Annotated in this window: 24 protein-coding genes; 16 read left to right on the forward strand and 8 right to left on the reverse strand. The window is 64.1% G+C overall.

Annotated elements, in window-relative coordinates; translation table 11 throughout:
• Positions 1-175: 175 nt before the first annotated feature.
• Positions 176-2,602, reverse strand: coding sequence for a TonB-dependent receptor (locus AC6IY7_RS16250; protein WP_497780450.1), 2,427 nt, complete (start codon positions 2,600-2,602; stop codon positions 176-178).
• A 384-nt stretch (positions 2,603-2,986) separates the two neighbouring features.
• Between AC6IY7_RS16250 and AC6IY7_RS16255 the strand changes: the two genes are divergently transcribed.
• Positions 2,987-4,486 carry a phosphomannomutase/phosphoglucomutase gene (locus tag AC6IY7_RS16255; protein WP_497780451.1) on the forward strand — a complete coding sequence of 500 codons (1,500 nt, stop codon included), beginning with the start codon at positions 2,987-2,989 and terminating at the stop codon, positions 4,484-4,486.
• A 4-nt stretch (positions 4,487-4,490) separates the two neighbouring features.
• On the opposite strand, the gene AC6IY7_RS16260 is transcribed toward AC6IY7_RS16255, so the two are convergent.
• From AC6IY7_RS16260 to AC6IY7_RS16270, 3 genes are all read right to left on the reverse strand, one after another.
• Positions 4,491-5,243 carry a TadE/TadG family type IV pilus assembly protein gene (locus AC6IY7_RS16260; RefSeq protein WP_497780452.1) on the reverse strand — a complete coding sequence of 251 codons (753 nt, stop codon included), beginning with the start codon at positions 5,241-5,243 and terminating at the stop codon, positions 4,491-4,493.
• Positions 5,240-5,764, reverse strand: coding sequence for a TadE/TadG family type IV pilus assembly protein (locus AC6IY7_RS16265; protein ID WP_497780453.1), 525 nt, complete (start codon positions 5,762-5,764; stop codon positions 5,240-5,242). Before AC6IY7_RS16265 ends, AC6IY7_RS16260 begins: the two co-directional genes overlap by 4 nt.
• A 197-nt stretch (positions 5,765-5,961) precedes the next feature.
• Positions 5,962-6,429, reverse strand: a complete 468-nt coding sequence (locus tag AC6IY7_RS16270) for a pilus assembly protein N-terminal domain-containing protein (RefSeq protein WP_497780454.1) — start codon at positions 6,427-6,429, stop codon at positions 5,962-5,964.
• Positions 6,430-6,663: 234 nt separating this feature from the next.
• Between AC6IY7_RS16270 and AC6IY7_RS16275 the strand changes: the two genes are divergently transcribed.
• The 10 genes from AC6IY7_RS16275 to AC6IY7_RS16320 all read left to right on the forward strand — a co-directional run bounded on the left by AC6IY7_RS16275 (position 6,664) and on the right by AC6IY7_RS16320 (position 15,687).
• Positions 6,664-6,828 carry a Flp family type IVb pilin gene (locus AC6IY7_RS16275; protein WP_024879776.1) on the forward strand — a complete coding sequence of 55 codons (165 nt, stop codon included), beginning with the start codon at positions 6,664-6,666 and terminating at the stop codon, positions 6,826-6,828.
• Between the two features lie 138 nt (positions 6,829-6,966).
• Entirely contained in the window at positions 6,967-7,131 is a 165-nt protein-coding gene (locus AC6IY7_RS16280) for a Flp family type IVb pilin (protein ID WP_497780455.1), read from the forward strand.
• Positions 7,132-7,267: 136 nt separating this feature from the next.
• Positions 7,268-7,774, forward strand: coding sequence for an A24 family peptidase (locus AC6IY7_RS16285; protein WP_497780456.1), 507 nt, complete (start codon positions 7,268-7,270; stop codon positions 7,772-7,774).
• A gap of 141 nt (positions 7,775-7,915) precedes the next feature.
• Positions 7,916-8,704, forward strand: a complete 789-nt coding sequence (cpaB, locus tag AC6IY7_RS16290) for a Flp pilus assembly protein CpaB (RefSeq protein WP_497780457.1) — start codon at positions 7,916-7,918, stop codon at positions 8,702-8,704.
• A gap of 61 nt (positions 8,705-8,765) precedes the next feature.
• Complete coding sequence (locus AC6IY7_RS16295) at positions 8,766-10,217, forward strand: type II and III secretion system protein family protein (RefSeq protein WP_497780458.1); 1,452 nt, start codon at positions 8,766-8,768, stop codon at positions 10,215-10,217.
• Positions 10,218-10,240: 23 nt separating this feature from the next.
• Positions 10,241-10,966 carry a CpaD family pilus assembly protein gene (locus AC6IY7_RS16300; RefSeq protein WP_497780459.1) on the forward strand — a complete coding sequence of 242 codons (726 nt, stop codon included), beginning with the start codon at positions 10,241-10,243 and terminating at the stop codon, positions 10,964-10,966.
• A gap of 17 nt (positions 10,967-10,983) precedes the next feature.
• Positions 10,984-12,219: a CpaE/TadZ family protein gene (locus tag AC6IY7_RS16305; protein WP_497780460.1), complete on the forward strand. Its 1,236-nt coding sequence runs from the start codon at positions 10,984-10,986 to the stop codon at positions 12,217-12,219.
• Positions 12,220-12,251: 32 nt separating this feature from the next.
• Positions 12,252-13,694: a TadA family conjugal transfer-associated ATPase gene (locus tag AC6IY7_RS16310; RefSeq protein ID WP_497780461.1), complete on the forward strand. Its 1,443-nt coding sequence runs from the start codon at positions 12,252-12,254 to the stop codon at positions 13,692-13,694.
• Between the two features lie 14 nt (positions 13,695-13,708).
• Positions 13,709-14,680: a type II secretion system F family protein gene (locus AC6IY7_RS16315; protein ID WP_497780462.1), complete on the forward strand. Its 972-nt coding sequence runs from the start codon at positions 13,709-13,711 to the stop codon at positions 14,678-14,680.
• Positions 14,681-14,715: 35 nt separating this feature from the next.
• Complete coding sequence (locus tag AC6IY7_RS16320) at positions 14,716-15,687, forward strand: type II secretion system F family protein (protein WP_497780463.1); 972 nt, start codon at positions 14,716-14,718, stop codon at positions 15,685-15,687.
• On the opposite strand, the gene AC6IY7_RS16325 is transcribed toward AC6IY7_RS16320, so the two are convergent.
• The gene (locus AC6IY7_RS16325; protein WP_497780464.1) at positions 15,659-16,540 is read right to left on the reverse strand and encodes a tetratricopeptide repeat protein; all 882 of its coding nucleotides are present in this window, start codon (positions 16,538-16,540) and stop codon (positions 15,659-15,661) included. The two genes, AC6IY7_RS16320 and AC6IY7_RS16325, sit on opposite strands and share 29 nt — an antisense overlap.
• A 67-nt stretch (positions 16,541-16,607) precedes the next feature.
• Complete coding sequence (locus AC6IY7_RS16330) at positions 16,608-17,675, reverse strand: FUSC family protein (RefSeq protein ID WP_497780465.1); 1,068 nt, start codon at positions 17,673-17,675, stop codon at positions 16,608-16,610.
• An 86-nt stretch (positions 17,676-17,761) separates the two neighbouring features.
• Between AC6IY7_RS16330 and AC6IY7_RS16335 the strand changes: the two genes are divergently transcribed.
• The 5 genes from AC6IY7_RS16335 (at position 17,762) to AC6IY7_RS16355 (ending at position 21,257) form a co-directional block, all read left to right on the forward strand.
• Positions 17,762-19,156, forward strand: coding sequence for a leucyl aminopeptidase family protein (locus tag AC6IY7_RS16335; protein ID WP_497780466.1), 1,395 nt, complete (start codon positions 17,762-17,764; stop codon positions 19,154-19,156).
• The gene (locus AC6IY7_RS16340; RefSeq protein ID WP_497780467.1) at positions 19,153-20,001 is read left to right on the forward strand and encodes a C40 family peptidase; all 849 of its coding nucleotides are present in this window, start codon (positions 19,153-19,155) and stop codon (positions 19,999-20,001) included. The genes AC6IY7_RS16335 and AC6IY7_RS16340 overlap by 4 nt, the downstream gene beginning before the upstream one ends.
• Before the next feature lie 51 nt (positions 20,002-20,052).
• The gene (locus AC6IY7_RS16345; protein WP_497780468.1) at positions 20,053-20,304 is read left to right on the forward strand and encodes an AbrB/MazE/SpoVT family DNA-binding domain-containing protein; all 252 of its coding nucleotides are present in this window, start codon (positions 20,053-20,055) and stop codon (positions 20,302-20,304) included.
• The gene (locus tag AC6IY7_RS16350) at positions 20,301-20,684 is read left to right on the forward strand and encodes a type II toxin-antitoxin system VapC family toxin (RefSeq protein ID WP_497780469.1); all 384 of its coding nucleotides are present in this window, start codon (positions 20,301-20,303) and stop codon (positions 20,682-20,684) included. The genes AC6IY7_RS16345 and AC6IY7_RS16350 overlap by 4 nt, the downstream gene beginning before the upstream one ends.
• 120 nt (positions 20,685-20,804) lie before the next feature.
• Complete coding sequence (locus tag AC6IY7_RS16355) at positions 20,805-21,257, forward strand: MaoC family dehydratase (RefSeq protein ID WP_497780470.1); 453 nt, start codon at positions 20,805-20,807, stop codon at positions 21,255-21,257.
• 3 nt (positions 21,258-21,260) lie between these two features.
• Here the strand turns inward: AC6IY7_RS16355 and AC6IY7_RS16360 are convergent, their stop codons facing one another.
• Positions 21,261-21,698 carry an adenylyl-sulfate kinase gene (locus tag AC6IY7_RS16360; protein WP_497780471.1) on the reverse strand — a complete coding sequence of 146 codons (438 nt, stop codon included), beginning with the start codon at positions 21,696-21,698 and terminating at the stop codon, positions 21,261-21,263.
• Between the two features lie 22 nt (positions 21,699-21,720).
• Entirely contained in the window at positions 21,721-22,503 is a 783-nt protein-coding gene (locus AC6IY7_RS16365) for a phosphorylase family protein (RefSeq protein WP_497780472.1), read from the reverse strand.
• Positions 22,504-22,764: the final 261 nt, after the last annotated feature.

Here is a 22,764-nt window from a genome sequence, read left to right on the forward strand (position 1 = left end):
AACATGAAAAGACGCTCGAGCGTCAACGAGCTTGCCGGGCGCGCCCCCCCATGCGCGCTCCGGCGGCCGGCGCGGCGAACCATCATGGTTCGCCGCGCTTTTTTTTCCGGGGCGTCGCATTCGCGATGTGCGAGAGGAGGAGGCGGGCCGCCGCCTCCTTGGCCGAATTCGATCGTCAGTCGAATTTCACCTGGAACGTGCCGCCATAGGTCACCGGCTGGGTGGTGAGGCCCACGGTGATCGGCGCCGAAGGGGTCGTTGCAGCCCAACTCGTCCAGGGACGCACATTGGCGATGTTCTTCGCCCAGAATGTGAGGCTGTAGCCTCCGTCATCCGTGCGCAGGCCTGCGCCGAGATTCACGAGCGCATAGGCCGGCTGCCAATATTGGATGATGGACCAGGGATTGGTCAGCTGATTCTTGCCGTAATAGGCGACATTGGCGTAGCCGAAGGCCACGAGCCCGCGATCGAGCCCGAAGTCGCGAAAGGCGGCGCCGATCGGCCGCTCGTAATTGGCGCCCGCGTTGAACGCCCACATCGGAATGCCGGTGAAACGCGTGTTGGACAGCGACAATTGCGTCGGCGCCGCGATGGAGCCCGCCGTTTTCGGCCACACCCAGTCGGTAGGCGGCGCGGCGTCCGGATAGGACACATAGCGCGAGTCGGTGAAGGCTCCCGTCACATTGAGCCAGAGCTTCTCGATGGGGCTCCAGCGGGTCTCGAACTCGACGCCGCGCAGCCGCACGTGAGCGGCGTTGCCGAGATAGGAGACGCTGACCGGCGAGCCGGTGCTGTCGGTCGTCGACTTGTTCTGCGTGGTCTGGAAGTTGAAGACGTCGTTCCAATAGAGGTTCACATTGGCGATGAGCGTGTTGTCGAACCAATTGGTCTTGAGGCCGACCTCATAGGACCAGGAATAATCCGGCTTGGTGAAGAGGGGCGGGGTTTGGTTGAAGACGCCGTTCACATAGATGGGATTGGCGCTGGTGTTGACGGCGGCGGCCTTCTGGCCGCGGCCGACGAGGGCATAGGCGAGGATGTTATCGCTGTATTTATATTGTGGATTGATGTTGCCGGCGAGCGAGTTGAGCTCTTTCGTCTGGCCGCCCGTGTCGGCGAAGCCCCATCCGCCGGCGTTGATGATCGCCGTCGTCTGCTGCGCCACCGTATAGGGCGAATTGTAGTAGACCGCAGGAAGATGCGAGACCGAGCCCTCGCGCGCGTCGAAGCTGTCGCGCAGTCCGAATGTCACCGCCAATTTGTCGTCGTGATGATAGGTCGCCTGTCCAAAGCCGGCGATCTGGAAATCGACCGATTTCGTGTACCACCAGTCGGTGATGCCGGGAAGGGCCGCCGGATTGCTGTACCAGGCGGCGGCGTCGGCGCCGAAATTGGTGTGATGCATTTGATTGGCGGCGTCTTCGTAGAGGGCGTAGAGGCCGATCTGCCATTCGAGCGGCTGGTCCTTCGGCGATGTCAGGCGGAATTCCTGCGACCCTTGTCCGACATAAGTGTCCATGCCGCCATAGCGAATGGTCAGCTCCTGATTGTCGTCGCGATAGCCGTGCTGCTGATTGCGGCTGAAGCCATAGGCGGAGATGGAGGTGAAAGTGTAATCGCCGATCTGCCAGTCGAGCTTGTTGGTCACCATGATCGTGCGCGACGGATCGGTTCCCTCGCGCGAGAGATAGGGCTTGTAGGGATCATAGGAGAGCACGAGCCGGCCGAGGCGCTTCCAGACATTCTGCGTGAAGCTGCTGGAGGCGAAAGACCCATTCGCATAGATCGGCGTGAAATCGCCGATCGGGCCGCCATTGGTGGTGTATTCGTTATATTCGTCCGAATGGCTGTAGCTGAAGATCAGCCGGTCGGTGATCGCCTCGCCGACATAGAGCAATTGGCCGCGCACGCCCCAACGATTGTAATTGGCGTAACCGGCTCCGGTGATCTGGTCGTGGATATAGCCGTGGTCTCTGTCGAAATAGCCGGTCAGGCGATAGGCGAGCGTGTCGTCGACAATGGGGCCGGTGGCGTTGAGCTTGGTGGTCGTGCGCCCATAGCTGCCATAGGAGGTTTCGACGAGCGCGCTGCGATCGAAAGACGGAAGCTGCGTCCTCAGCACGATGCCGCCGACGGTGGAGTTCTTGCCGCCGGCCGTGCCCTGCGGCCCGAGCGCCGCCTCGATCGATTGCAGATCGATGTAATCGCCCCATTGGAAGCCCGGATAGATCCAGGAGACGTCGTCGACCTTGAAATCCGTCGCCGATTGCGAGCCGACGCCGGTGCCGCTGCCGATGCCTATGCCGCGTATAGCGGCGCGCGAGGCGTGCGGCGTGGTGGAGTTCGGACGATAGTTCGGCAATTTCTGCGCGAAATCGTCCAGGCAGATGAGATGCTCCTGCTGAATGGTCTTGGCGTTCACCACTGTGACAGAGCGCGGCGCCTCCTGCGCCTTGGCCTGCTCACGGCTGTAGTCGGCCGTCCAGCCGCCGACCTCGACATCGGCGATCTGAGCGCTTTCTGGCTTGGCCTCCTCCGCGAAGGCCGCGCCGCAGGCGAGACAGCCGGCGAGCGCATAGGGAGCGAGCGACGCATTGGACAACAAATATTTTCGATATTTTTCAACTCGTTGACGCAAAACCGTCATATGCGTGCTCTCCGGCTTTTTATTAGCATATATAATCGATATAATTTATATTATTGTCAATCACGCGCGGCCGCCGGCTATCGACGGACGGCCGCCTAAATCACGACGATAGACACGCGCCGGCTTGTCGCAGAAGCTGGCCGAAGCAGAATATTACCAATTAATGCATCGGATATATGGGTTTTAAGACGGGACGGCGGCGCGGCGCTCGCCCGTCGTCGCGGCGGCCTCGGCGGCGGCGAGCGGAGGATCGTGGGGAGGGCGCCGTCCCATGGTTTGGCGCGGCGGCGTTTTTCCCTTATGTCCTTGCCACCCGAGGTTCGCCCATTAGGAGATGCAATGTTTCCGACCCCCGTTTCCGATCTCGCCCCGAACACCTACGCCTATGAGACGACGCCGCTCGTGAAGCCGACTGGTTTTCGCGAATATGACGCGCGCTGGCTGTTCGAGAAGGAGCTCAACCTCATGGGGGTGCAGGCGCTGGGCCTTGGTCTCGGCACGCTGCTCCATGAGATGGGCGTGCCGCTGGAGCTCGCGACCGGGCATGATTATCGGGCCTATTCCGCCTCCATCAAGCTCGCGCTGATCTCCGGCCTGATGGCGGCGGGCGTGCGCGTGCACGACATCGGCCTCGCGCTCTCGCCCATGGCCTATTTCGCGCAATTCGCGCTGGACGTTCCGGCCGTCGCCATGGTCACCGCCTCGCACAATGACAATGGCTGGACCGGCGTGAAGATGGGCGCGCAGCGTCCCGTCACCTTCGGCCCCGTGGAGATGACGCGCCTCAAGGAGATCGTGCTCGCCGGCGCCTTCCGCTTCGCCGAGGGCGGCTCCTATCGCTATGTCGATAATTTCGGCGCCCGCTATCTCGACGATCTCGCCTCGGGCGTGAAACTCACCCGTAAGCTGAAAGTGGTCGCCGCCTGCGGCAATGGCACGGCCGGCGCCTTCGCGCCCCAGCTGCTGGAGCGCATCGGCTGCGAGGTCGTGCCGCTCGACACCGAGCTCGACTATAATTTCCCGCATTACAATCCGAACCCCGAAGACCTCCATATGCTGCACGCCATGGCCGACAAGGTGCGCGAGAGCGGCGCCGATGTCGGGCTCGGCTTCGATGGCGACGGCGATCGCTGCGGCGTCGTCGACAATACGGGCGAGGAGATTTTCGCCGATAAGATCGGCGTGATGCTGGCGCGCGATCTCTCCAAGCTCTATCCGGGCGCGACCTTCGTCGTCGATGTGAAATCGACGGGATTGTTCGCGACCGATCCGGAGCTGCTCTCGCGCAATGTGAAGGCCGATTATTGGAAGACCGGCCATTCCTACATCAAGCGCCGCGTCACCGAGCTGAAGGCGCTCGCGGGCTTCGAGAAGTCCGGGCATTTCTTCTTCAACGCGCCGGTCGGCCGCGGCTATGACGACGGCCTGCTGACGGCGGTGCATGTGCTGCAGATGCTCGATCGCAATCCGAGCAAGACCATGTCCGATCTCTACGCCGCGCTGCCCAAGACCTGGGGCTCGCCGACCATGTCGCCGCATTGCGCCGACGAGACGAAATATGGCGTCGTCGACAAGGTCATCGCGCGCTTCCAGAAGATGGAGGCCGATGGCGTCCCCTTCACCGGGCAGAAGATTCGCGATCTCGTGACGGTGAACGGCGTGCGCGTGACGTCCGCGGACGGCACTTGGGGCCTGGTGCGCGCCTCGTCCAACAAGCCGGAGCTCGTCGTTGTCGTCGAGAGCCCGGTCTCCGAGGTGCGCATGCGCGAGATGTTCCACGCTGTGGACGCGGTGCTGCGCGAGAATCCGGAAGTCGGCGCCTATAATCAGACGATCTGATCGCTCAGGGCGTGGTCGAGCAATTGGTTCCGCTCGTCATGTAATATTGAATGTGATTGGGGCTGTAGGTGTTGCGCACCGGCGAATAGCTGGTGCGCGACATCGTCGGCGCCGACGTCTTCAGCCAGGTGATCGTGCGGCTGAAAGAAGGTTGATAGGAATAGACCACATCGGCGACGATGATCGCCCCGATGGTCGGCGTCACGCTCGTCGTCGTCGAGCCGCCGCCGGCGTTGGCCAGCGTCACCGATTTCGCGCTCGTATAGCTCGTCGGCATGGAATTGGGATCGACGGGCGCGACATCGGCCGCGTTGAGCTTGGCGACGCTATTGATCTTGCAGGGCCGCAGCGTGCCGGAATTCTTGGCGATGGTCCAGCTCACACTCGCCTTGTAGCCGCTGGTCTGCGTCGCGTCGGCGGAGATCACGACTTCCGAGATCGTCATTTTGAGATTGGTCGTCGGCAGCGGCGACAGCAGCGTCGTCGCGGCGGAGAAGATCGCCTGAATCGTCGTCTCGTCCATTCCGGCCTGGCCGGAATTGGAGCCGCCGGTCAATTGCTGCGCGGCGAGATCGGAGAGCGTATGCGCGACGAGATCGAGCTTCTGGCTCGCGCGTTGCCCGAGCGCCAGCTCCGCCAGCCCGAGATAGATGACGAGGACGAGCGGCAGCATCAGCGCGAATTCGACCGCTGCGAAGGCTTTCTCCTGCGCGAGCATCGCGCGCAGGCCGCGGCGCGGCGCGGAGCGAGGGCTCATGTCGGCTCCACGCGAAACGCGGCGACGCCGAACAGAAGATGCGTCCAGAGATTGCTGTAGGCGACCTCTCCTCCGGTCGTCTTGCCGAGCGTTATGCCCTTCAATACGCCCCCGGTGAGAATGGCCGTCACCGCCGGCAGCGGATAGACGATGCGCACCACGGCGACATGGCCGGAGGCGGGCATTGTGATCGTCGAGCTCGAGGCGGGGGGATTGAGATAGAAGGCGTTCGACGTCGATGCGCTCGACCAGCCCGTGCCATTGCCGACGTCGGCAATGTCGACGAGAATCTTCGAGCAATCGAAGGATTTGCTCAGCGTGCCCGCGGCCACAACGCCGGAGGCCTGCCAGGTGCAGACATATTTGTCGATGAAGTTCTGATAGGTCATATTGCCGAGGCTGTGCGTCAGCACGGCGCGGCTCGCATGCTGCGTGGCGACCTGCAGCTGCTGGCTCTTGAAATAGACGATGCCGGTCTCGAAAATCGCTCCGAGCAGTCCGAGCATCGGAACGAGCACCATCGCGAACTCGACCGCGAGCGCCGCGCTGCGATCGCGCCCGAAGCGACGGACGCTCGCTTCGAGGCGTCGCATCGGCTGTCGCGACGAAATCTCTTCTCCGCTCATGTCTCGAACTCGTGGCCGGAACGGGCGTATTGTCGGCGCCTCGCGGTCTCCCATGCGCGACACGATCGTCTCTCGGCGAGACGCCGCGCCGGTCAGCGCTTCGGCGAGGAGGAGGCCTCGTGCTGCTTGACCGCGTCGAGAACGCGCGCGGTGTAGTCCTTGTCGTCGCCGAGGTCGATGGCCGGCGCGCAATCGGGCGAGCAGGCATAGGACTCGCGTCGCGCGCCGCGCAGCACGACCAGCTTGTCCATCGGCTGGGTGACGGTGATGATCTCTTCCCCGACCTGATTGCCGGTCGGATCGAGCAGAATGAGATTGGTCGATCCGAAGCTCTTTCCGGTGACGACCATGAGACGATTGGTCTTCAGCATCGTCACATCGGCGATGAGCGGATTGCCGACGATCAGCGTCTGCGCTCCTTCCGGCATGCGCACGACGCGGGCGCGGTCGATGTCCACGAAGACGCCGCGCCTCTCTGCGTCGCGCGCGGTCGCCACGCCGGCTGTGATGGTCGCGCCGACCAATAACGCCAAATATCCATGGAAACGCGTCGAGCGCATCACGCACCTCTAAACAATCATCGCCTTTGCGAGGCTTCGGATCGAAGAAAAACACGTAATAGTGAATCATTGCTGAAAATGAGACCGAGGCCGACGTCGCGCGCCGAATTTCGTATGTCGATGATGCGATTAACGCGTTTGCAAGAAGTTCTACGTAGGGTCTCGACCTGTCCCGCGAACGAGCTCAGCGAGCGACGCCGCCGGGGCGCAGTCAATAGAGCGAGGAGCACGAGTATGAAGAGCTTGATTTCGCGGTTCGTAAAGGACGAGTCCGGCGCGACCGCCATCGAATACGGCCTGATCGGCGCGCTGATCTCGGTTATCATCATCACCGCAGTGAAGCTCGTCGGCAGCAACCTGTCCCAGACCTTCAACAAGATCGCTCAGAATCTGAGCTGAGGTCGGGCGGGCGTTCGTCTCGCCGCTGCGCCGAGACGAGGGGCGTTGCTCGCATTGCCGCCGAAGGCCGACTTGTAAAAAGAGTCGGCCGGCTCGGTTCGCAGCGTCTAGCCTCGACATCTATATCAGGAGAGGACGATGAAATCGTCGATTATGAAATTTCTTGACAACGAGTCCGGCGCGACCGCCATCGAATATGGTCTGATCGGCGCACTGATCTCGGTTATCATCATCACCGCCGTGAAGCTCGTCGGCAGCAATCTGTCCGAGACTTTCAACAAGATCGCCCAGAACCTCAGCTGAGCGATTCCTCGGGCGCGCGCGCGTCGGCTCCTCGCCGCGCCGCGCGCGAATCGCGCGCTCCAAACGAGCGCGCAACGCGAATTCGAGAGGCGCCATTGTCGGAGACAAGAAGGGCGCGGCGACAGGAACGACACACATGATCGCAGCCGCCGCCGCGCTGATTCTCTTCCCGGCTCTGATGGCGTTTTCGGCCTTCGCCGATCTTTTGACGATGACCATTCCCAACCGCGTGTCATTGGCGTTGATCGGAATTTTCGTCATTTTCGCCGCATGGCTCGGAATGCCGCTCGACAGCGTCCTTTCGCATGTCGCCTGCGGGGCCAGCGTGCTCGTGGCGACATTCCTGATGTTCAATCGCGGCTGGATGGGCGGCGGCGACGCCAAGCTCGCCTCCGCCACGGCGCTGTGGCTCGGTTTCGAGCAACTCGCCGACTATGCTCTCGTCGCTTCGCTGGCTGGTGGCGCGCTGACGATCGCGATCCTCGCTCTGCGTCGATACGAGCCGCGCTTCGTCGTCGACTCGCCCCGCTTCGCTCATCTTTGCGACGGGACCGAGGGCGTTCCCTATGGAATTGCGCTGGCGATCGCCGGGATCGCCATCTATCCCAATTCGCAGCTCTGGGCGCTGCTCACGGCGGCGTGATCCTCCGACGCGGCGTGATAAAAGCGCCCCGGCGGACCACGAAAGCGCCGACCCCTTACCGGAGATTAACCATAATTTGACGTTTTTCCGCTTTCATCTGGATTGCTCCGCTCGAGCTGGAGCGATCGGATTGGGAAGCAAATGAACAAGGCGCAGATCATGGTTCTCGGCGTCGCTGTCGTGGCGGGCGGCGGAGCCTTTCTGATGATGAACGGATCGCCGCCCGAGGCGCCGAAGCTCGTTCAGATGATCCCCACGCAGCCGCAGACCGACAAAGTCCTCGTGGCGACGCGCGATCTCTCCTACGGAACCGCGCTCGGCGAACCGGACACCAATTGGATCGATTGGCCGATCGGCGCTGTGCCGCAGGGCGTCCTGCGCAAGAGCGAGGCGCCGAACGCCAAGGAAGATCTGCACGGCTCCTATGTCCGCAGTCCGATCTCCAACGGCGAGCCGGTGCGCCGCGAGCGTCTCGTCAAAGGTCCGACCGCAGGGCTGATGTCGACGCTGCTCCAGGCCGGCCATCGCGCGGTGGCGATCGATATTTCACCCAACACCACGGCGGGCGGCTTCATCCTCCCCAACGACCATGTGGATGTGATGCGCACCTTCCGCGACGCCGACCGCGGCCGCGAAGGCGCTGCCGATCTCTCCTCGGAGGTCATTCTCACCAATGTGCGTGTGATGGCGATCGGACCGATCGTCGAGACCAAGAACGGCGAGTCGGTCGTCACCGGAGCGACCGCGACGCTCGATCTCGAGCCGCGGCAGGCCGAGCTCGTCATTCTCGCGCAGCGCACGGGTCAATTGGCGCTCATGCTGCGCTCCATGGCGGATGCGCATGAGGACGACAAGCATGCGTCGGCGGCGACGGACGATTCTCTGACGGTCGTGCGCTTCGGCGTCCCAACAACCATGCGCTCGCGTTGAGGCGATGCGGCTCATCGAAGGACAGCGCCATGTGGCGGAAAACGAACGCGGAGCGACGGGCATGAGCAAATCTGCGCGTCGTCTATCCGGAGCAGCGTCGCTCGCGATCCTCGCGCTCGCGGGGGCTTTTCTAGGCGCCGCTCCAGGGGCGGCCCAAGAGAAATGGGGAATCGAGTCGGGCTCCGACGCGCTATTGTCGCGACGCATCGCGATGGGCGTCGGCAAATCGATCATCGTCGATCTGCCGGGGGAAGCGTCGGAGATCGTGGTCGGCAATCCGAAGGTCGCCAACGCCATCGCTCGCTCGGCGCGCAAGCTCTACATAATGGGCGCCGAGACGGGGCAGACGACGATTTTCGCGCTCGACCGCGCCGGGCGGCAGATCGCCAATCTCGAGATCAGCATCGGCCGCGACGTCGGCGAGCTCGGTCCGCTGCTGCGCGCGGCGCTTCCGAAATCGAACATAACCGCGCGGACGGTCAATGACACGATCATCTTGACTGGCACTGTCGAATCCGCCTCCGAAGGTCAACGCGCCGTCGACATCGCCAAAGGCTTTGCGGCGCGATCCTCCTCGGCCCAGGGCAATGGCGCGGGCGGCGAAGGGCTGGTCGTCAATGCGCTCACCATCAGCACACAGGATCAGGTGATGCTGAAGGTCACCGTCGCCGAAGTGCAGCGGCGCGTGATCAAGCAGCTCGGCGTCTCTGCGGCGAGCGGCGGCGAGACGATCCTGACCGGCGGCTGGGGCAAGCTGGTTCAGCAAAATCCCTTTGCGATCAATTCGGCGCTCACCTCGAGCGCGTTGAGTCTGAATGGGCCGAACAGCACCACCGCGACGCTGCAGGCCTATGAGCGTTACGGCGTCTCGCGCATACTCGCCGAGCCCACCGTCACGGCGGTTTCCGGAGAATCGGCCAAGTTCATCGTCGGCGGCGAGGTCGCGGTGCCGGGCAATGGCAATTGCATCAATGGCGCGGTTCTCTGCAACGTCGGCATCGTGTTCAAGCAATATGGCGTGTCGCTGAACTTCACGCCTGTGGTGCTCGCCGAGGGGCGCATCCTGCTGCATCTCGCCACCGAGGTGACGGAGGTCGATTATCAAGGCGCGCAGACCTACAATAGCGTGACCGTTCCGGGCTTCAAGACGCGCAAGAACGAGACCAGCGTCGAGCTGCCCTCCGGCGGCTCCATCGCCACCGCGGGCCTCTTGCAGCAGAAGTCCGATCAAGCCATCAACGGCCTGCCCGGCCTGATCAATCTGCCGGTGCTCGGGGCGCTGTTTCGCTCGCGCGATTATCTGCGCAACGAGACCGAGCTGCTCATCATCGTCACGCCCTATATCGCGCGATCGGTTCAGGCGCGCGATATCGCGCGTCCGGACGACGGCTTCGCGGACGCCACCGATCCGCAGGCCTGGCTGCTCGGGCGCGTCAATCGGCTCTATGCCAATCCCCAACATCCGCAAGCGGTTCCGCGCCTGAAGGGCCGCATCGGCTTCATTCAGGACTGAGCGCGGGCGAGGAGCGGTCAACTATGTCTATCCGACTGAACTGCGAGAAGCTCAAAGGCCTCGCCGCGCGGCTCGCCTGCCTCGCCGCCATGGCTCCGCTCGCCGGCTGCGGCGTGAACAGGACGCTGCCGCCGCGTGTCGTCGCACAGGATTATCGCGACCGTCATCCGGTCGTGCTCGCCGACGCGACGACCTCGATCGACGTGTTTCCATCGCATCGTCTCGACAATGCGACGAGCGGACGCATTCGCGACTTCGTGATGCGATATCAGCGCTTCGGCCACGGCCAGATCACGCTTCTCGCGCCGACCGGCGCGAAAGACCAGCTCGGCGCGCGCAGCGGCGTCGACGCGGTGAAGCGCCTCCTCGCCGAAAGCGGCGTCTCCGGCGCGGTCTATGTCGGCACGTATCCGGTGAGCGATCCCAATCTCGCCGCTCCGGTGCGGCTGTCGTTCCAGGGCGTGCGCGCGAAAGTGGCGGCGCGCTGCGGCGAATGGCCGGCCGATCTCGCTTCGGCGAGCTCGCTCGAAGGCTGGGATAACACCACTTATTGGAATTACGGCTGCGCGAGCCAGACGACATTCGCGGCGCAGATCGACGATCCTCGCGACCTCGTCACGCCGCGCGGCGAATCGCCGGCCGACATCGAATCGCGCATGCGCGCGATCGGCAATGTGCGCAAGGGCGCCGATCCATCGACGCAATGGAACGTCAAAGGATCGAATATCAGCTCGGTTGGAGGCGGTTAATGAAAGAGCACTCGGTAATGACGGAGAGCGATGCGGCGATGCAGATCGCTCCCTTGCCGCGCATTTCCGTGCAGGCGTTCTGCGAGACGCCGGACGCCGTGGCGGTGGTGAATTCGGCCGCCGTGGATCGCCGCATGGACAAGGCGCATGTCAAAGTCCATATGGGCGGCGTCGCCGCGGCGATCGAGGCGTTTCGATCCGCGCCGACGCCGAATTTGATCGTGCTCGAGGCGATCGGCGAGCGCGAGATTCTGGTCTCGCAGCTCGAGACGCTGTCGGAGTCCTGCGACTCCGGCACCAAGGTCGTCGTGCTCGGCCACGTCAACGACATCGCGCTCTATCGCGCGTTGATGGCGCGCGGCGTCAGCGACTATATAGTGGCGCCGATCGACGTGCTCGGCTTCATCGCCCGCATCTCGGATCTCTACAACAACAGCGCGGAGGCGCTCGGACGCATCGTCGCGATCGCCGGCGCCAAGGGCGGCGTCGGCGCCTCCTGCGTCGCGCATAATGTCGCCTGGTCGATCGCGCGCGCGCTGCAGATGCAGACCGTTGTCGCCGATCTCGATCTTCCATTCGGCACTGCGGGGCTCGACTTCAATCAGGACCCGCCGCAGGGCGTCGCGGAGGCGGTCTTCGCGCCGGATCGCGTCGACGCAAATCTCATCGACCGGCTGCTGTCGAAATGCAGCGATCAACTGAGCCTGCTCGCTGCGCCTGCGACCGTCGATCGCCTCTATGATCTGCCGGAGACCGCTTTCGACGCGATCATCGACACGCTGCGCGCGACCGCGCCCTGCACCGTGCTCGACGTTCCGCATCAATGGTCCGCCTGGACGAAGCGCGTGCTGATCGGCGCCGACGAGGTGGCGATCGTCGCGGCGCCGGATCTCGCCAATCTGCGCAACGCCAAGACTCTCATCGATTCGCTGCGCGTCGCGCGCCAGAACGACTCGCCGCCCAAACTCGTCTTGAATTTCGTCGGCGTTCCGCGGCGACCGGAAATCGCAGTGGCGGACTTCGCCAAGGCGATCGAAATGGAGCCGTCGGCGATCATTCCCTTCGACCCGAAGCTGTTCGGAGCCGCCTCCAACAATGGGCAGATGATCGCCGAAGTCGACGCCGGCGCGAAGATCATCGAGCAATTCGACTTGCTCGGCCGTGAGCTCACGGGTCGCGCCGTGAGCCGCAAGATCAAGAGCGGATTACTCGCGCCGCTGCTCGATCGTTTGTCGCGAAAGCTGGCCGGCTGATCGGCGGCGAATAGGCGTTACGAGGAGATCGCATGTTCGGAAAGCGGACAAACGTCGGAACGGCGCAGGCAGGGCCAGCCCGGCCAGCGCAACAGCAGCCGACGCAGGCGAGCAAGGCTCCGGCTGCGGCTGCGCCGGAATCCTCGAATGCCGTGGTGGCGGTGGCCGCCCCCGAGCAGAAGCGCTCGGAGCAATATTACGTCACCAAGAGCATGATCTTCGGCGCGCTCATAGAAGCGATCGATCTCGCGCAGCTCTCCAAATTGGAGCCGGAGAGCGCCCGCGACGAGATCCGCGACATCGTCAATGAGATCGTCGCGATCAAGAATGTCGTCATGTCGATCTCCGAGCAGGAGGAGCTGCTCGAGGATATTTGCAACGACGTGCTCGGCTATGGTCCGCTCGAGCCGCTGCTCATGCGCGACGACATCGCCGATATCATGGTCAATGGCGCGGCGAAGACCTATATCGAGGTGGGCGGCAAGATTCAGCTCACCAACATCAGATTCCGCGACAATTCGCAGTTGATGAACATTTGTCAGCGCATCGTCAGTCAGGTCGGACGCCGCGTCGACGAATCCTCGCCGATCTGCGACGCGCGCCTTCTCGACGGCTCGCGCGTCAACGTCATCGCGCCGCCTCTGGCGATCGACGGGCCCGCGCTCACCATTCGTAAATTTCGCAAGGACAAGCTCACTCTCGATCAGCTCATCCGCTACGCCTCGATCTCGCCCGAAGGCGGCGAGGTGTTGAAGATCATCGGCCGCGTGCGCTGCAACGTCCTGATCTCGGGCGGCACGGGCTCGGGCAAGACGACTTTGCTCAACTGCCTCACCAATTCCATCGACACCGACGAGCGCGTGATCACCTGCGAGGACGCGGCGGAGTTGCAGCTTCAGCAGCCGCATGTGGTGCGCTTGGAGACGCGCCCGCCAAATCTCGAGGGGCAAGGCGCGGTGACGATGCGCGACCTCGTCAAGAACTGCCTGCGCATGCGTCCAGAACGCATCATCGTCGGCGAGGTGCGCGGACCGGAGGCCTTCGATCTTCTGCAGGCGATGAACACGGGCCATGACGGCTCGATGGGCACTCTGCACGCCAACTCGCCGCGCGAGGCGCTCGGCCGTCTCGAATCCATGATCACAATGGGCGGATTCTCGCTGCCGGCGAAGACGATCCGCGACATGATCGTCACTTCGATCGACATTATCGTGCAGGCGGCGCGCCTGCGCGACGGCTCGCGTCGCATCACCCATATCACTGAGGTGCTCGGTCAGGAGGCGGATGTCGTCACGCTGCAGGATCTCTTCGTCTATGAGATCATCGGCGAGGACGCCAATGGACGAATCATCGGCCGCCATCGCTCGACCGGAGTCGGCCGGCCGCGCTTCTGGGAGCGGGCGCGCTATTACGGCGAGGAGAACCGGCTCGCGGCGGCGCTCGACGCCGCCACGGTCATCGACGACGGAAACTAGGCGTGGGACCAGCCATGGATCGACAATCACTGTTTTCCGCCGCTCTCGTCATGATCGCCGTCGGCGGAGTGATGTACGCATTCGTGTATCCCTATCTCTCCGGCGAAATCCACGCGCAGAAGCGGACGGCGGCGCTGATGTCGTCGTCCGAGCGTCGTCGCGACGCGCGCAATGGCGATCCCGTGAAGCGGCGCAAGCTGATTCAGGAAAGCCTCAAGGACGTCGAGACGAAGAAAAAGGCGAGAGTGTCGCTCGAGCAGCGTATCGTTCAGGCGGGACTGTCGACGACGCGCCCGATTTTTCTTCTCGCCTCCGCCGCCTTCGGCCTTGTCATCGCGTTCGTCGTCTTCGTGTTCAATTCCGATCCGCTCGTCGCGCTCGGCGCGGGCGTCGTCGCCGGCGTCGGCGTTCCGCATTGGCTGCTGGGTTTTCTGGCGCGGCGGCGCATCGCCAAATTCATCGCCGAATTTCCCGGCGCCGTCGATATCATCATTCGCGGCGTCAAGGCCGGCCTGCCGGTCGCGGACTGCTTTCGCATGATCGCGGGCGAGGCGCCGGAGCCCGTGCGCAGCGAGTTCCGACAGATCGTCGAATCGCAGACGATCGGCCTTTCGATCGGCGAGGCGACGGAGCGCTTCGCCGAACGCGTTCCGGTCGCCGAGGCGTCCTTCTTCTCGATCGTCATCAGCCTTCAGCAGAAGGCCGGCGGCAATCTCTCCGAGGCGCTCAGCAATCTCGCCGGCGTGCTGCGCGAGCGAAAGAAGATGAAGGCGAAGGTGCGCGCCATGTCGGCGGAGGCCAAGGCGTCGGCCGGCATCATCGGCAGCCTTCCCTTTCTCGTCGGCCTCGTCGTCTGGTTCACCAATCCTGCCTATATCAGCGTGCTTTTCACTACGACGGTCGGTAACATCATCATAGGTGCGAGCCTGCTCTGGATGGCGATCGGAGTCTTCATCATGCAGAAGATGATCGATTTCGATATTTGAGCGGCGCGAACGAGGCGAGCGAGAGGTCGGGTGCTATGGAGGAGATCGTCAAATTCGTGACCAATGGGCGGCTGGTGTTCAGCGTCCTCGTCGCAATGTCGGTCATCGCCACGATCTGGTCGCTGGGGGCGACTTTCCTGCAGAGCGACACATTGGCCAAGCGCATGAAGAGCGTCGCCAATGAGCGCGAGCGCATCAGGGCGCGCGAGCGCGCGGCGGCCAAGGCGGACGGCGGCGGCCTGCGGCATCAGCCCAAGCAATATATGAAGAATGTCGTCGACCGCTTCTCATTGTCGACATGGCTCAACACCGACGACGCGAAGCTGCGCCTGGCCTCGGCCGGCTATCGTGGCCCGCAGGCGGAAGTGACCTTTCTGTTCTTCCGTCTGGTGACGCCGATCGCCTTCGCTCTGTTCGCCGTGTTCTATCTCGTCGTGCTCGATGATTCCGATTGGCCGATGCTCACCAAAGCGGGAATCGTGATCTTCGCGACCTATCTCGGCGTGAAGGCGCCCGAGCTGTTCATCAGCAATACGATCGCCAAGCGGCAGCAGAACATGCGCATCGCCTTTCCGGATGCGCTCGATCTGATGTTGATCTGCGTCGAATCCGGCATGTCGGTCGATCACGCTTTTCGCAAGGTGGGGCAGGAGATCGGCGTGCGCTCGGCGGCGCTCGCCGAGGAATTCGCGCTGGCGACGGCCGAGCTCTCCTATCTGCCGGATCGCCGTCAAGCCTATCAGAATCTGACGGCGCGCACCGGCCTCGAAAGCGTGAAGCAGATTTCCACCGTGCTCATTCAGGCTGAGAAATACGGCACTCCGCTCGGCCGCGCGCTGCGCGTGACGGCGCAGGAGAGCCGCGACATGCGCATGGCCGAGGCCGAGCGCAAGGCGGCCGCGCTGCCGCCCAAGCTCACCGTTCCGATGATCGTCTTCTTTTTGCCGGTGCTGATGGTCGTCGTTATGGCGCCGGCCATTATTCAGGTGATGGCGCAGAGCTGGTGAGCGCGCCGAGCTTGGCGCGCGGCGCCGATGTCTCGGCGCTCTTCCGCTTGTCGCGGGCGCTGTAGCTCTGAATCTCGCGCCAGCTGTTCGATTGCGCGATCATCTGGCGGATCGAGGCGACATTGGCCGCCGCGTCGATCGGCGTGAGATCATGGCGCGACCAGCGCTCCGCCTCCTCGAACTTGCCCTGGAGAGCGAGCACGAGCGCCAGATTTTGCCGCACGCGCATGTCGGCGGCGGGCTGCGCGGCGGCCAGCATCAATGTGCTCTCGGCCTGCGGCAATTGCTTGGAGAGCGCGTAGGAGAGCCCGAGATTGGAGAGAACCTTCGGATCATTGGGCTTGATCTTCAAAGCCGTCTGATAATAGTCGCGCGCCTCGTCGTGATTGCCGAGCTGATCGGCGATCGAGCCCTGCGCGGACAACACCGACCAGTCAGGCCGTTCCGGCGTATGGGACCGCGACAGCACATCGGCGGCTTCGCGCAGACGTCCGGCGTCGGCGAGCGATTTGCCATAGGCGCCGAGGATGGCGAGGTCTTCCGGATAGCGAATGGCGAGACCCTGCAGCACGGCGACGGCCTGCGCATTGCGGTCGAGCGCATGCAGCGCCTTCGCATAGGTCAGAGCGACGGACTTGTTCTTGGGGTCGGCCTCATAGCGACGGCCCCATTCTTCGGCGAAGCGTCGAAGCTGGGCGTCGTCGGTCGGCATTTCCACGCGCCTCGAGGCGCCGATCGAGCCGGTGACGTCGGAGAGCGGCTGCGTGCAGCCGCCGAGCGTGAGCAGGGCGCAGATCGCGAGGGCGCGGGGCGCGCCGAGGCGGCGCGTCTCGACGAAATGTGGCGGGAGCATCGGGCGACCCCTCTCTTGCGGTTGAACCGTCTGGGTCGAGCAATAAATCGTTAACCTTGCCGCTTCCTTAACGCGCGCGCTCGGCGATCCTTCGGTCGAGCTCGCCGAGATCGCCGCGCCATTGCTCGAGCGCGAAGCCGAGAGCGAAGACATGCTCGACCCGCTCGACCGTCAGGCTGCGCAGGATCCCTTCGGCGCGCAGCGTGGCGATTTCCTGCGAATAAGAGTCGAAGGCGGTCTCCAGCGTCTCGGTCGCCGCGGGGGCGCGCGCGCTCGTCAGCGCCGCGCCACAGTCGAGAAGATGCGCGGCGGCGGCTTCGGCGATTTTTGCGAGCGGCGCCTCGAGGCGCGGGCGCAGCGTCTCGGGCAGGGGAATGACCGCCGCGCGGCCGATCATCACGAGGTCGTGCCGCATGCGCAGCAGCGCGCGCAGCAGAGGCGCGAGATCGGGCTCGGCGTTGAGGAAGGCGATCCGCTCGTGTCGCGCTTCCTGCTCCATTTTATCGAAGCGGGCGAAGGCGTCGCCGACGCCGCGCTGCAGCTCCCGGATCGCTTCCGGGTCCTGCGGCTGCGCGCAGCTCGAAAACAGCAGGGGAAGGGACTTGGCCATGACCGCGAGCATGTCGGCGGCCGCGTCCAGCGCCAGCAGGCGCGCGCGGGCGGGGAAGACGAGATGAGACACGACGAGCGCGACCGCGCCGCCGAGCGCGACCTCGAGCACGCGGTCATAGGCCGAATGAAAGGCCGTGACATGGGTGATCGTCGGCGCGAGCACGACGATGACGCCGGTCGCCGGCGCGACGGAGAAGCGCGGGGTCAGCGCCGAGAGCAGAGCGAGCGGCGCTATGGCGAGGCCGAGCAGGCCGAGCAGCGCGAGCTCATCGGCGCCGGGAACGAAATTGGAGACGAGCCCGGCGTAGATCGCGCCGCCCAGCGTGCCGAAGGAATAGTCGATCGTCGCCTTGACCGAGCGGCCGACGCTCATTTGCGTGAGGATGACGGCCGTCAGCACGGCCCATAAAATCATGGGCGTGCCGAGGAGGCGCCCGATTCCGAGCGTCGCCACCGCGGCGATGGTGATCCGCGCGCCGAGCGCGAGCTGGGCGCGATAATGGGAGAGCGGGCCGATTTCCATGCGGGCTCCTATAACGTCTTCGTGTCCTTCGTGTCTTAGTGGTAGAAAAGTCACAAAGACACGAAGGAACTCGAAAGAGGATGACGATGAGCCGATTGGAGGACTGGACGGCGGAAGCGACGCCGATCGATTTCGTCGATAAGGAGAGCTGGCCGATACTCGCCGAGACGCTGCCGCCGGCGATCGCCGCCTTTGCGCGCGCCTGCGGTTTCGACGGCAAGGCCGGCGCGCATCTGCTCGCGCCGGGGCCGGAGGGCGCGCCGGCGATCGTTCTGTTCGGCGTCGAGGCGGCGGGAGCGCGCCATCGCGATCCCTTCCTCCCCGGCAAGCTCGCGACGCTGCTGCCGCCCGGCCTCTATCGGCTGCGGGAGGGCGTCTCCGACTCTTATGCGGCGGCGCTCGCCTTTCTGCTCGGCGGCTATTCCTTCTCGCATTATGTCGCGCCGAAAAAGCAGCGCCCGCGCCTCTGCGCGCCGCAGGACGCCGATCGCGCGCGCATAGAGCGCGTCGCCGCGGCGCTCTGCTTCGGCCGCGATCTCGTCAACACGCCGGCCAATGATCTGGGGCCGGAGGCGCTGGCCGAGGCGGCGTTGGCGCTCGCCGCGCGGCACGGGGCGCAGGCGCGCGTCATCACCGGCGATGCGCTGCTGTCGGAAAATTTCCCGCTCATCCATGCGGTCGGCCGCGCGGCGGCGCAGGCGCCGCGGCTCGTCGACATCGCCTTCGGGCCGGAAGAAGCGATGAAAGTGACGCTCGTCGGCAAGGGCGTCTGTTTCGACAGCGGCGGCCTCGACATCAAGCCGAGCAGCGCCATGCTGCTGATGAAGAAGGATATGGGCGGCGCCGCCACGGCGCTGGCGCTCGCCGATATTCTGATGGGCTCCGGCGCTCCCCTGCGTCTGCGCGTGCTCGTCCCGATCGTCGAGAACGCCATTTCCGCGGACGCCATGCGGCCCGGCGACATCTATCCGAGCCGCAAGGGGCTCTCCGTCGAGATCGGCAATACGGATGCGGAAGGGCGCCTCATTCTCGCCGACGCTCTGGCGCTCGCCGCCGAGGAGGAGCCGGACCTCATCCTGGATTTCGCCACGCTGACCGGCGCCGCGCGCGTCGCGCTCGGCCCGGAGCTGCCGGCCTTCTATACGGGAGACGACGCTCTGGCGCTGGAGATCGAGACCTATGGCCGCAAGCTCGGCGATCCGGTGTGGCGCCTGCCGCTGTGGGACCCTTATGATTCGCAGCTCGACGGCAGAGCGTCGAACCTCGTGAATGTGTCGTCGAGCGCCCACGCCGGCTCGATCACCGCGGCGCTGTTCTTGCGCCGCTTCGTCGCAAAGCCCGAGAAATGGGCGCATTTCGATCTCTTCGCCTGGAACCCTTCCGCCGAGCCCGGACGGCCCGAAGGCGGCGAGATCCAGACGGCGCGACTGCTGGCCGAACTGATCGAGGAGCGCGCTGCACGTTGGAGCGTGAAGACATGAGCGACGGCTTCGACAAGCGGCTGACGCCGGCGCGGCCTGATCTCGCCGCGCGTCATCTCGAGGGCAAGGTCGAGGCGGCGCGCTTCGTCGACGGCCGCCGCATGCAGGTGAAGGAGGGCGTCGCCGATCTGAAGCGCGAGCCGCGGCCGGATGCGCGGCTCGACACGCAGGCGCTCTATGGCGAGACGGTCATTGTCTATGACGATGAGGAGGGCTGGTCCTGGGTCCAGCTCGAGCGCGATTTCTATGTCGGCTGGATCGCCGCCAATCTGCTGTGGAGCCGGATCGAGACGCCGACGCATCGCGTCTGCGTTCCGCGCACCTTTGTTTTTCCGCGCCCTGAGATCAAGGACCCGCCCTTGCTCGCTCTGCCGCTCGGCGCGGAAGTGGAGATCGTCGGCGAGCGCGACAAATTCCTGATCGAGGCCGGCGGCGGCTTCCTCTATCGCCCGCATCTGACGCCGCGCGAGGCGCGCGTCGCCGATTTCGTCGCTGTGGCGGAGAGCCTGATCGGCGCGCCCTATCTCTGGGGCGGCAAGAGCTGGCTCGGCGTCGATTGCTCCGGCCTGGTGCAGACGTCTCTGGCCATGGCCGGCGTCGCGGCGCCGCGCGACACCGATCTGCAGGAGAAATCGCTCGGCCGCGCGCTGGAGGAGGGGGAGTCTTTGCGCCGTGGCGATCTCGTCTTCTGGAAAGGGCATGTCGGCATCATGCAGGACGAAGCGCGCCTGCTGCACGCCAACGCCTTTCATTTGCAGGTCGCGAGCGAGCCCTTCGCGCCGGCGCGGGCGCGCATTCTGGCCTCTGGCTCGGCGGTGACCAGCGTGCGGCGGCTCGAGAATTGACAGTAAGGTAGTTTCCCTTACTTTATGGACTTCAGGCTCGGAAGGAAGTCCATGGGCGCGCTCACCGTCACCGCCAAAGGACAGGTCACGCTGCGCAAAGATCTGTTGAAGCATCTCGGCGTTCGGCCCGGCGAGCAGATCGAGGTCGAGGCGCTTCCGGACGGGCGTGTCGAGATTCGGGCGGCGCGTCCCGGCGGCAAGATGTCGGAGGTCTTCGACCTGCTGAAGCGCGAGAACGCTCCGTCCTTGTCGATCGAGGAGATGAACGAAATCGCCGCGCGCGGCTGGGCCAGAAAGAGATGAAGATCACGGCGGACACCAATGTGCTCGTCCGCGCGCTCACCGGCGACGACGCGCGGCAGAGCGCTCGCGCGCGTGAAGAGCTCGCAGGGGCGCAGATCGTGGCCTTGACGCTGCCGGCTCTGTGCGAATTGGTCTGGGTGCTCTCGCAAGGCTACAAAATTCCCTCGGCCGAGATCGTGGAGGCGATCCGACGTCTGATGAATACGGCGACTGTGGCTGTGAACCGACCGGCCGCCGAAGCGGGGCTCGCCATGCTCGACGCCGACGGCGTCGTCGCCTATGAAGGACGTTGGCTCGGGGCCGAGTGCTTCTCGACCTTCGACGAGAAGGCGACGAAACTGTTGAAAGAGCGAGGCGAGCCGGTTCGCTTCCTGTCTTAGTGTCTTTTCATGTTTCATAGACACATGAAAAGACACTAAGCTTTTGTCTCGACGCGTTTCCAACGCCGAACCGGCGTCCGCTTCGCCTGGAAACGCTCTAGGCCGTCACGAGAGTCGACCATGCCCGAGCCGCTCTATCTCGAGGATCTCTTCGTCGAGCAGCGCTTTCGCGCCGGGCCGCTCGCGGTGACGACCGAAGAGATCAAAGCTTTCGCGACGAAATTCGATCCGCAGCCCTTTCATCTCGACGAGGCCGCGGCGATAAGCAGCCTGTTCGGCGAATTGGTGGCGAGCGGCTGGCACACCGCCTCGCTCACCATGCGGCTGCTGACGCAATGCGCGCCCTTCGCCGGCGGGCTGATCGGCGTCGGCGGCAAGGTCGAGTGGCTGCGGCCGGTGCGGCCGGGCGATCTTCTGAGCGTCGAGGCGACGATCCTGCGCATTCTGTCCTCGAAATCGCGGGACGATCGCGGAATGATCAAAATGCGCGTCGTCACATCCAATCAGCGCGGCGAATCCGTGCAACTGCTGGACGCCAATGTGCTCGCCTTCCGGCGGCCGGCGAGCCCCTGACGCTCAGCCCCGGCGCTCCAGCAGAGCGATGATCTTTTCCGCCCATTCGAGAGGCGTTCCGTCCGGCGTCACGCGGAGATCATAGATCTGCGGCGGCGTGAATAGTCTGTTCGTGTCCTCGAAACGGCCTTTGGCGATCCTGTCGACGAAAATCGTGAAATCGGTTCCGAAGGCGGCCCTCGTTTCCGGCGTCGGGCAGATGAAATCGGCGATGGCGGTATGGCCGGATCCGACGACGCAATCGCACAGCCAGCCCATGCGCCGCGCATGCTCGATCCGGTCCGCGAGCGAGAAGCCGAGATCAGGCTCGAGATTGGCGCGGACCTCGTCGGCGTTGAACAGAACGGCGTTCAATCGGGGAGCGAGAATGGTCGCGAGCGTCGTCTTTCCGGCGCCGGGCAGGCCCATGATCAATATTTTTCGTGCGGCGTGGAGCGTCATGTATGCTCGACTTTCGCCGGTTCTATTTGACCTTCTGAAAGGCGCGCAGCAGCCGCCGCAAGGCGATGAGGCCGGAGGCGCGGGTCGGATCATAGCTCGGATTGCCGCCGGAAAAGCCGGTCGCATAATCCGAGACGACGGCGACGGCCGCAAAGGGCAATGCGAAGCGCTTGGCGAGGATCGCCTCGGGCGCGAGCGACATGCCGAGCGCGTCGGCGCCGAGCAAACGGGCCATTTTCACTTCGGCCGGCGTCTCGAAGCTCGGACCGGAGAACCACATGAGAACGCCCTCATGCAGCGTCACCCCGGCGCTGGCGCTGGCCTGCTTGAGACGCCGCAGCAGCCTTTTGTCATAGGCGCCGTTCATATTCACGAAATTTTGCCCCGCGGCGCCGATCAGCGGATTCAAGCCGCTGAAATTGATGTGGTCGGTCACGCCGATGATGGAGGAGGGTTGAAAATCGGCGTTGGTCGAGACGGCGAAGCCGGTGGACAGCAGCGCTCGGACGTTCAAATGCGTCACTGTCTCGATGGGCGAGGACATAAGGCTCGGGTCGCCGCTGTCGTAGAACTCCGTGCGGCCCTTCAGGAACAGCATGGGCGCGCCTTCGACGACGCCGATCACGATCTCGCCGCCCTCGATCTCCGGAAATCCGGGGAGATCGGAATAGGGAATGGCGACGGCCTGCTCGCCTATGTCGGCGGCGGCGAGAAATTCGCGTCCGAGCACGACCGCGGTTTCGATCGGCCCCAGAGGGTTGCGCGCGCCGATGATGTCGGCCGCGTCCCGTGCGCGAGTGGTCATGAATCGCCTCGAAATGATTCGAATCGTCGCCGCGGAGTGTGACGAAGCGGCGGCTTCGCTGCAAGAGCGAGCGTCGCTTTCATGCGCTCACTCGGCCTAGAGTGTTTTCGAGCGAAGTGGGAACCGGTTCGCGTGAAGAAAACACGACCGAACAAGGAGATATAGAGTCATTCCGGTTCAATCTGAACCGGAATGACTCTAGAGCGCTTTCCGATCGAACGGAATCGTTCGATCGATCAGAATTCGCTCCAATGAAAGAAA

Source organism: Methylosinus sp. is20ea, from assembly GCF_059718135.1.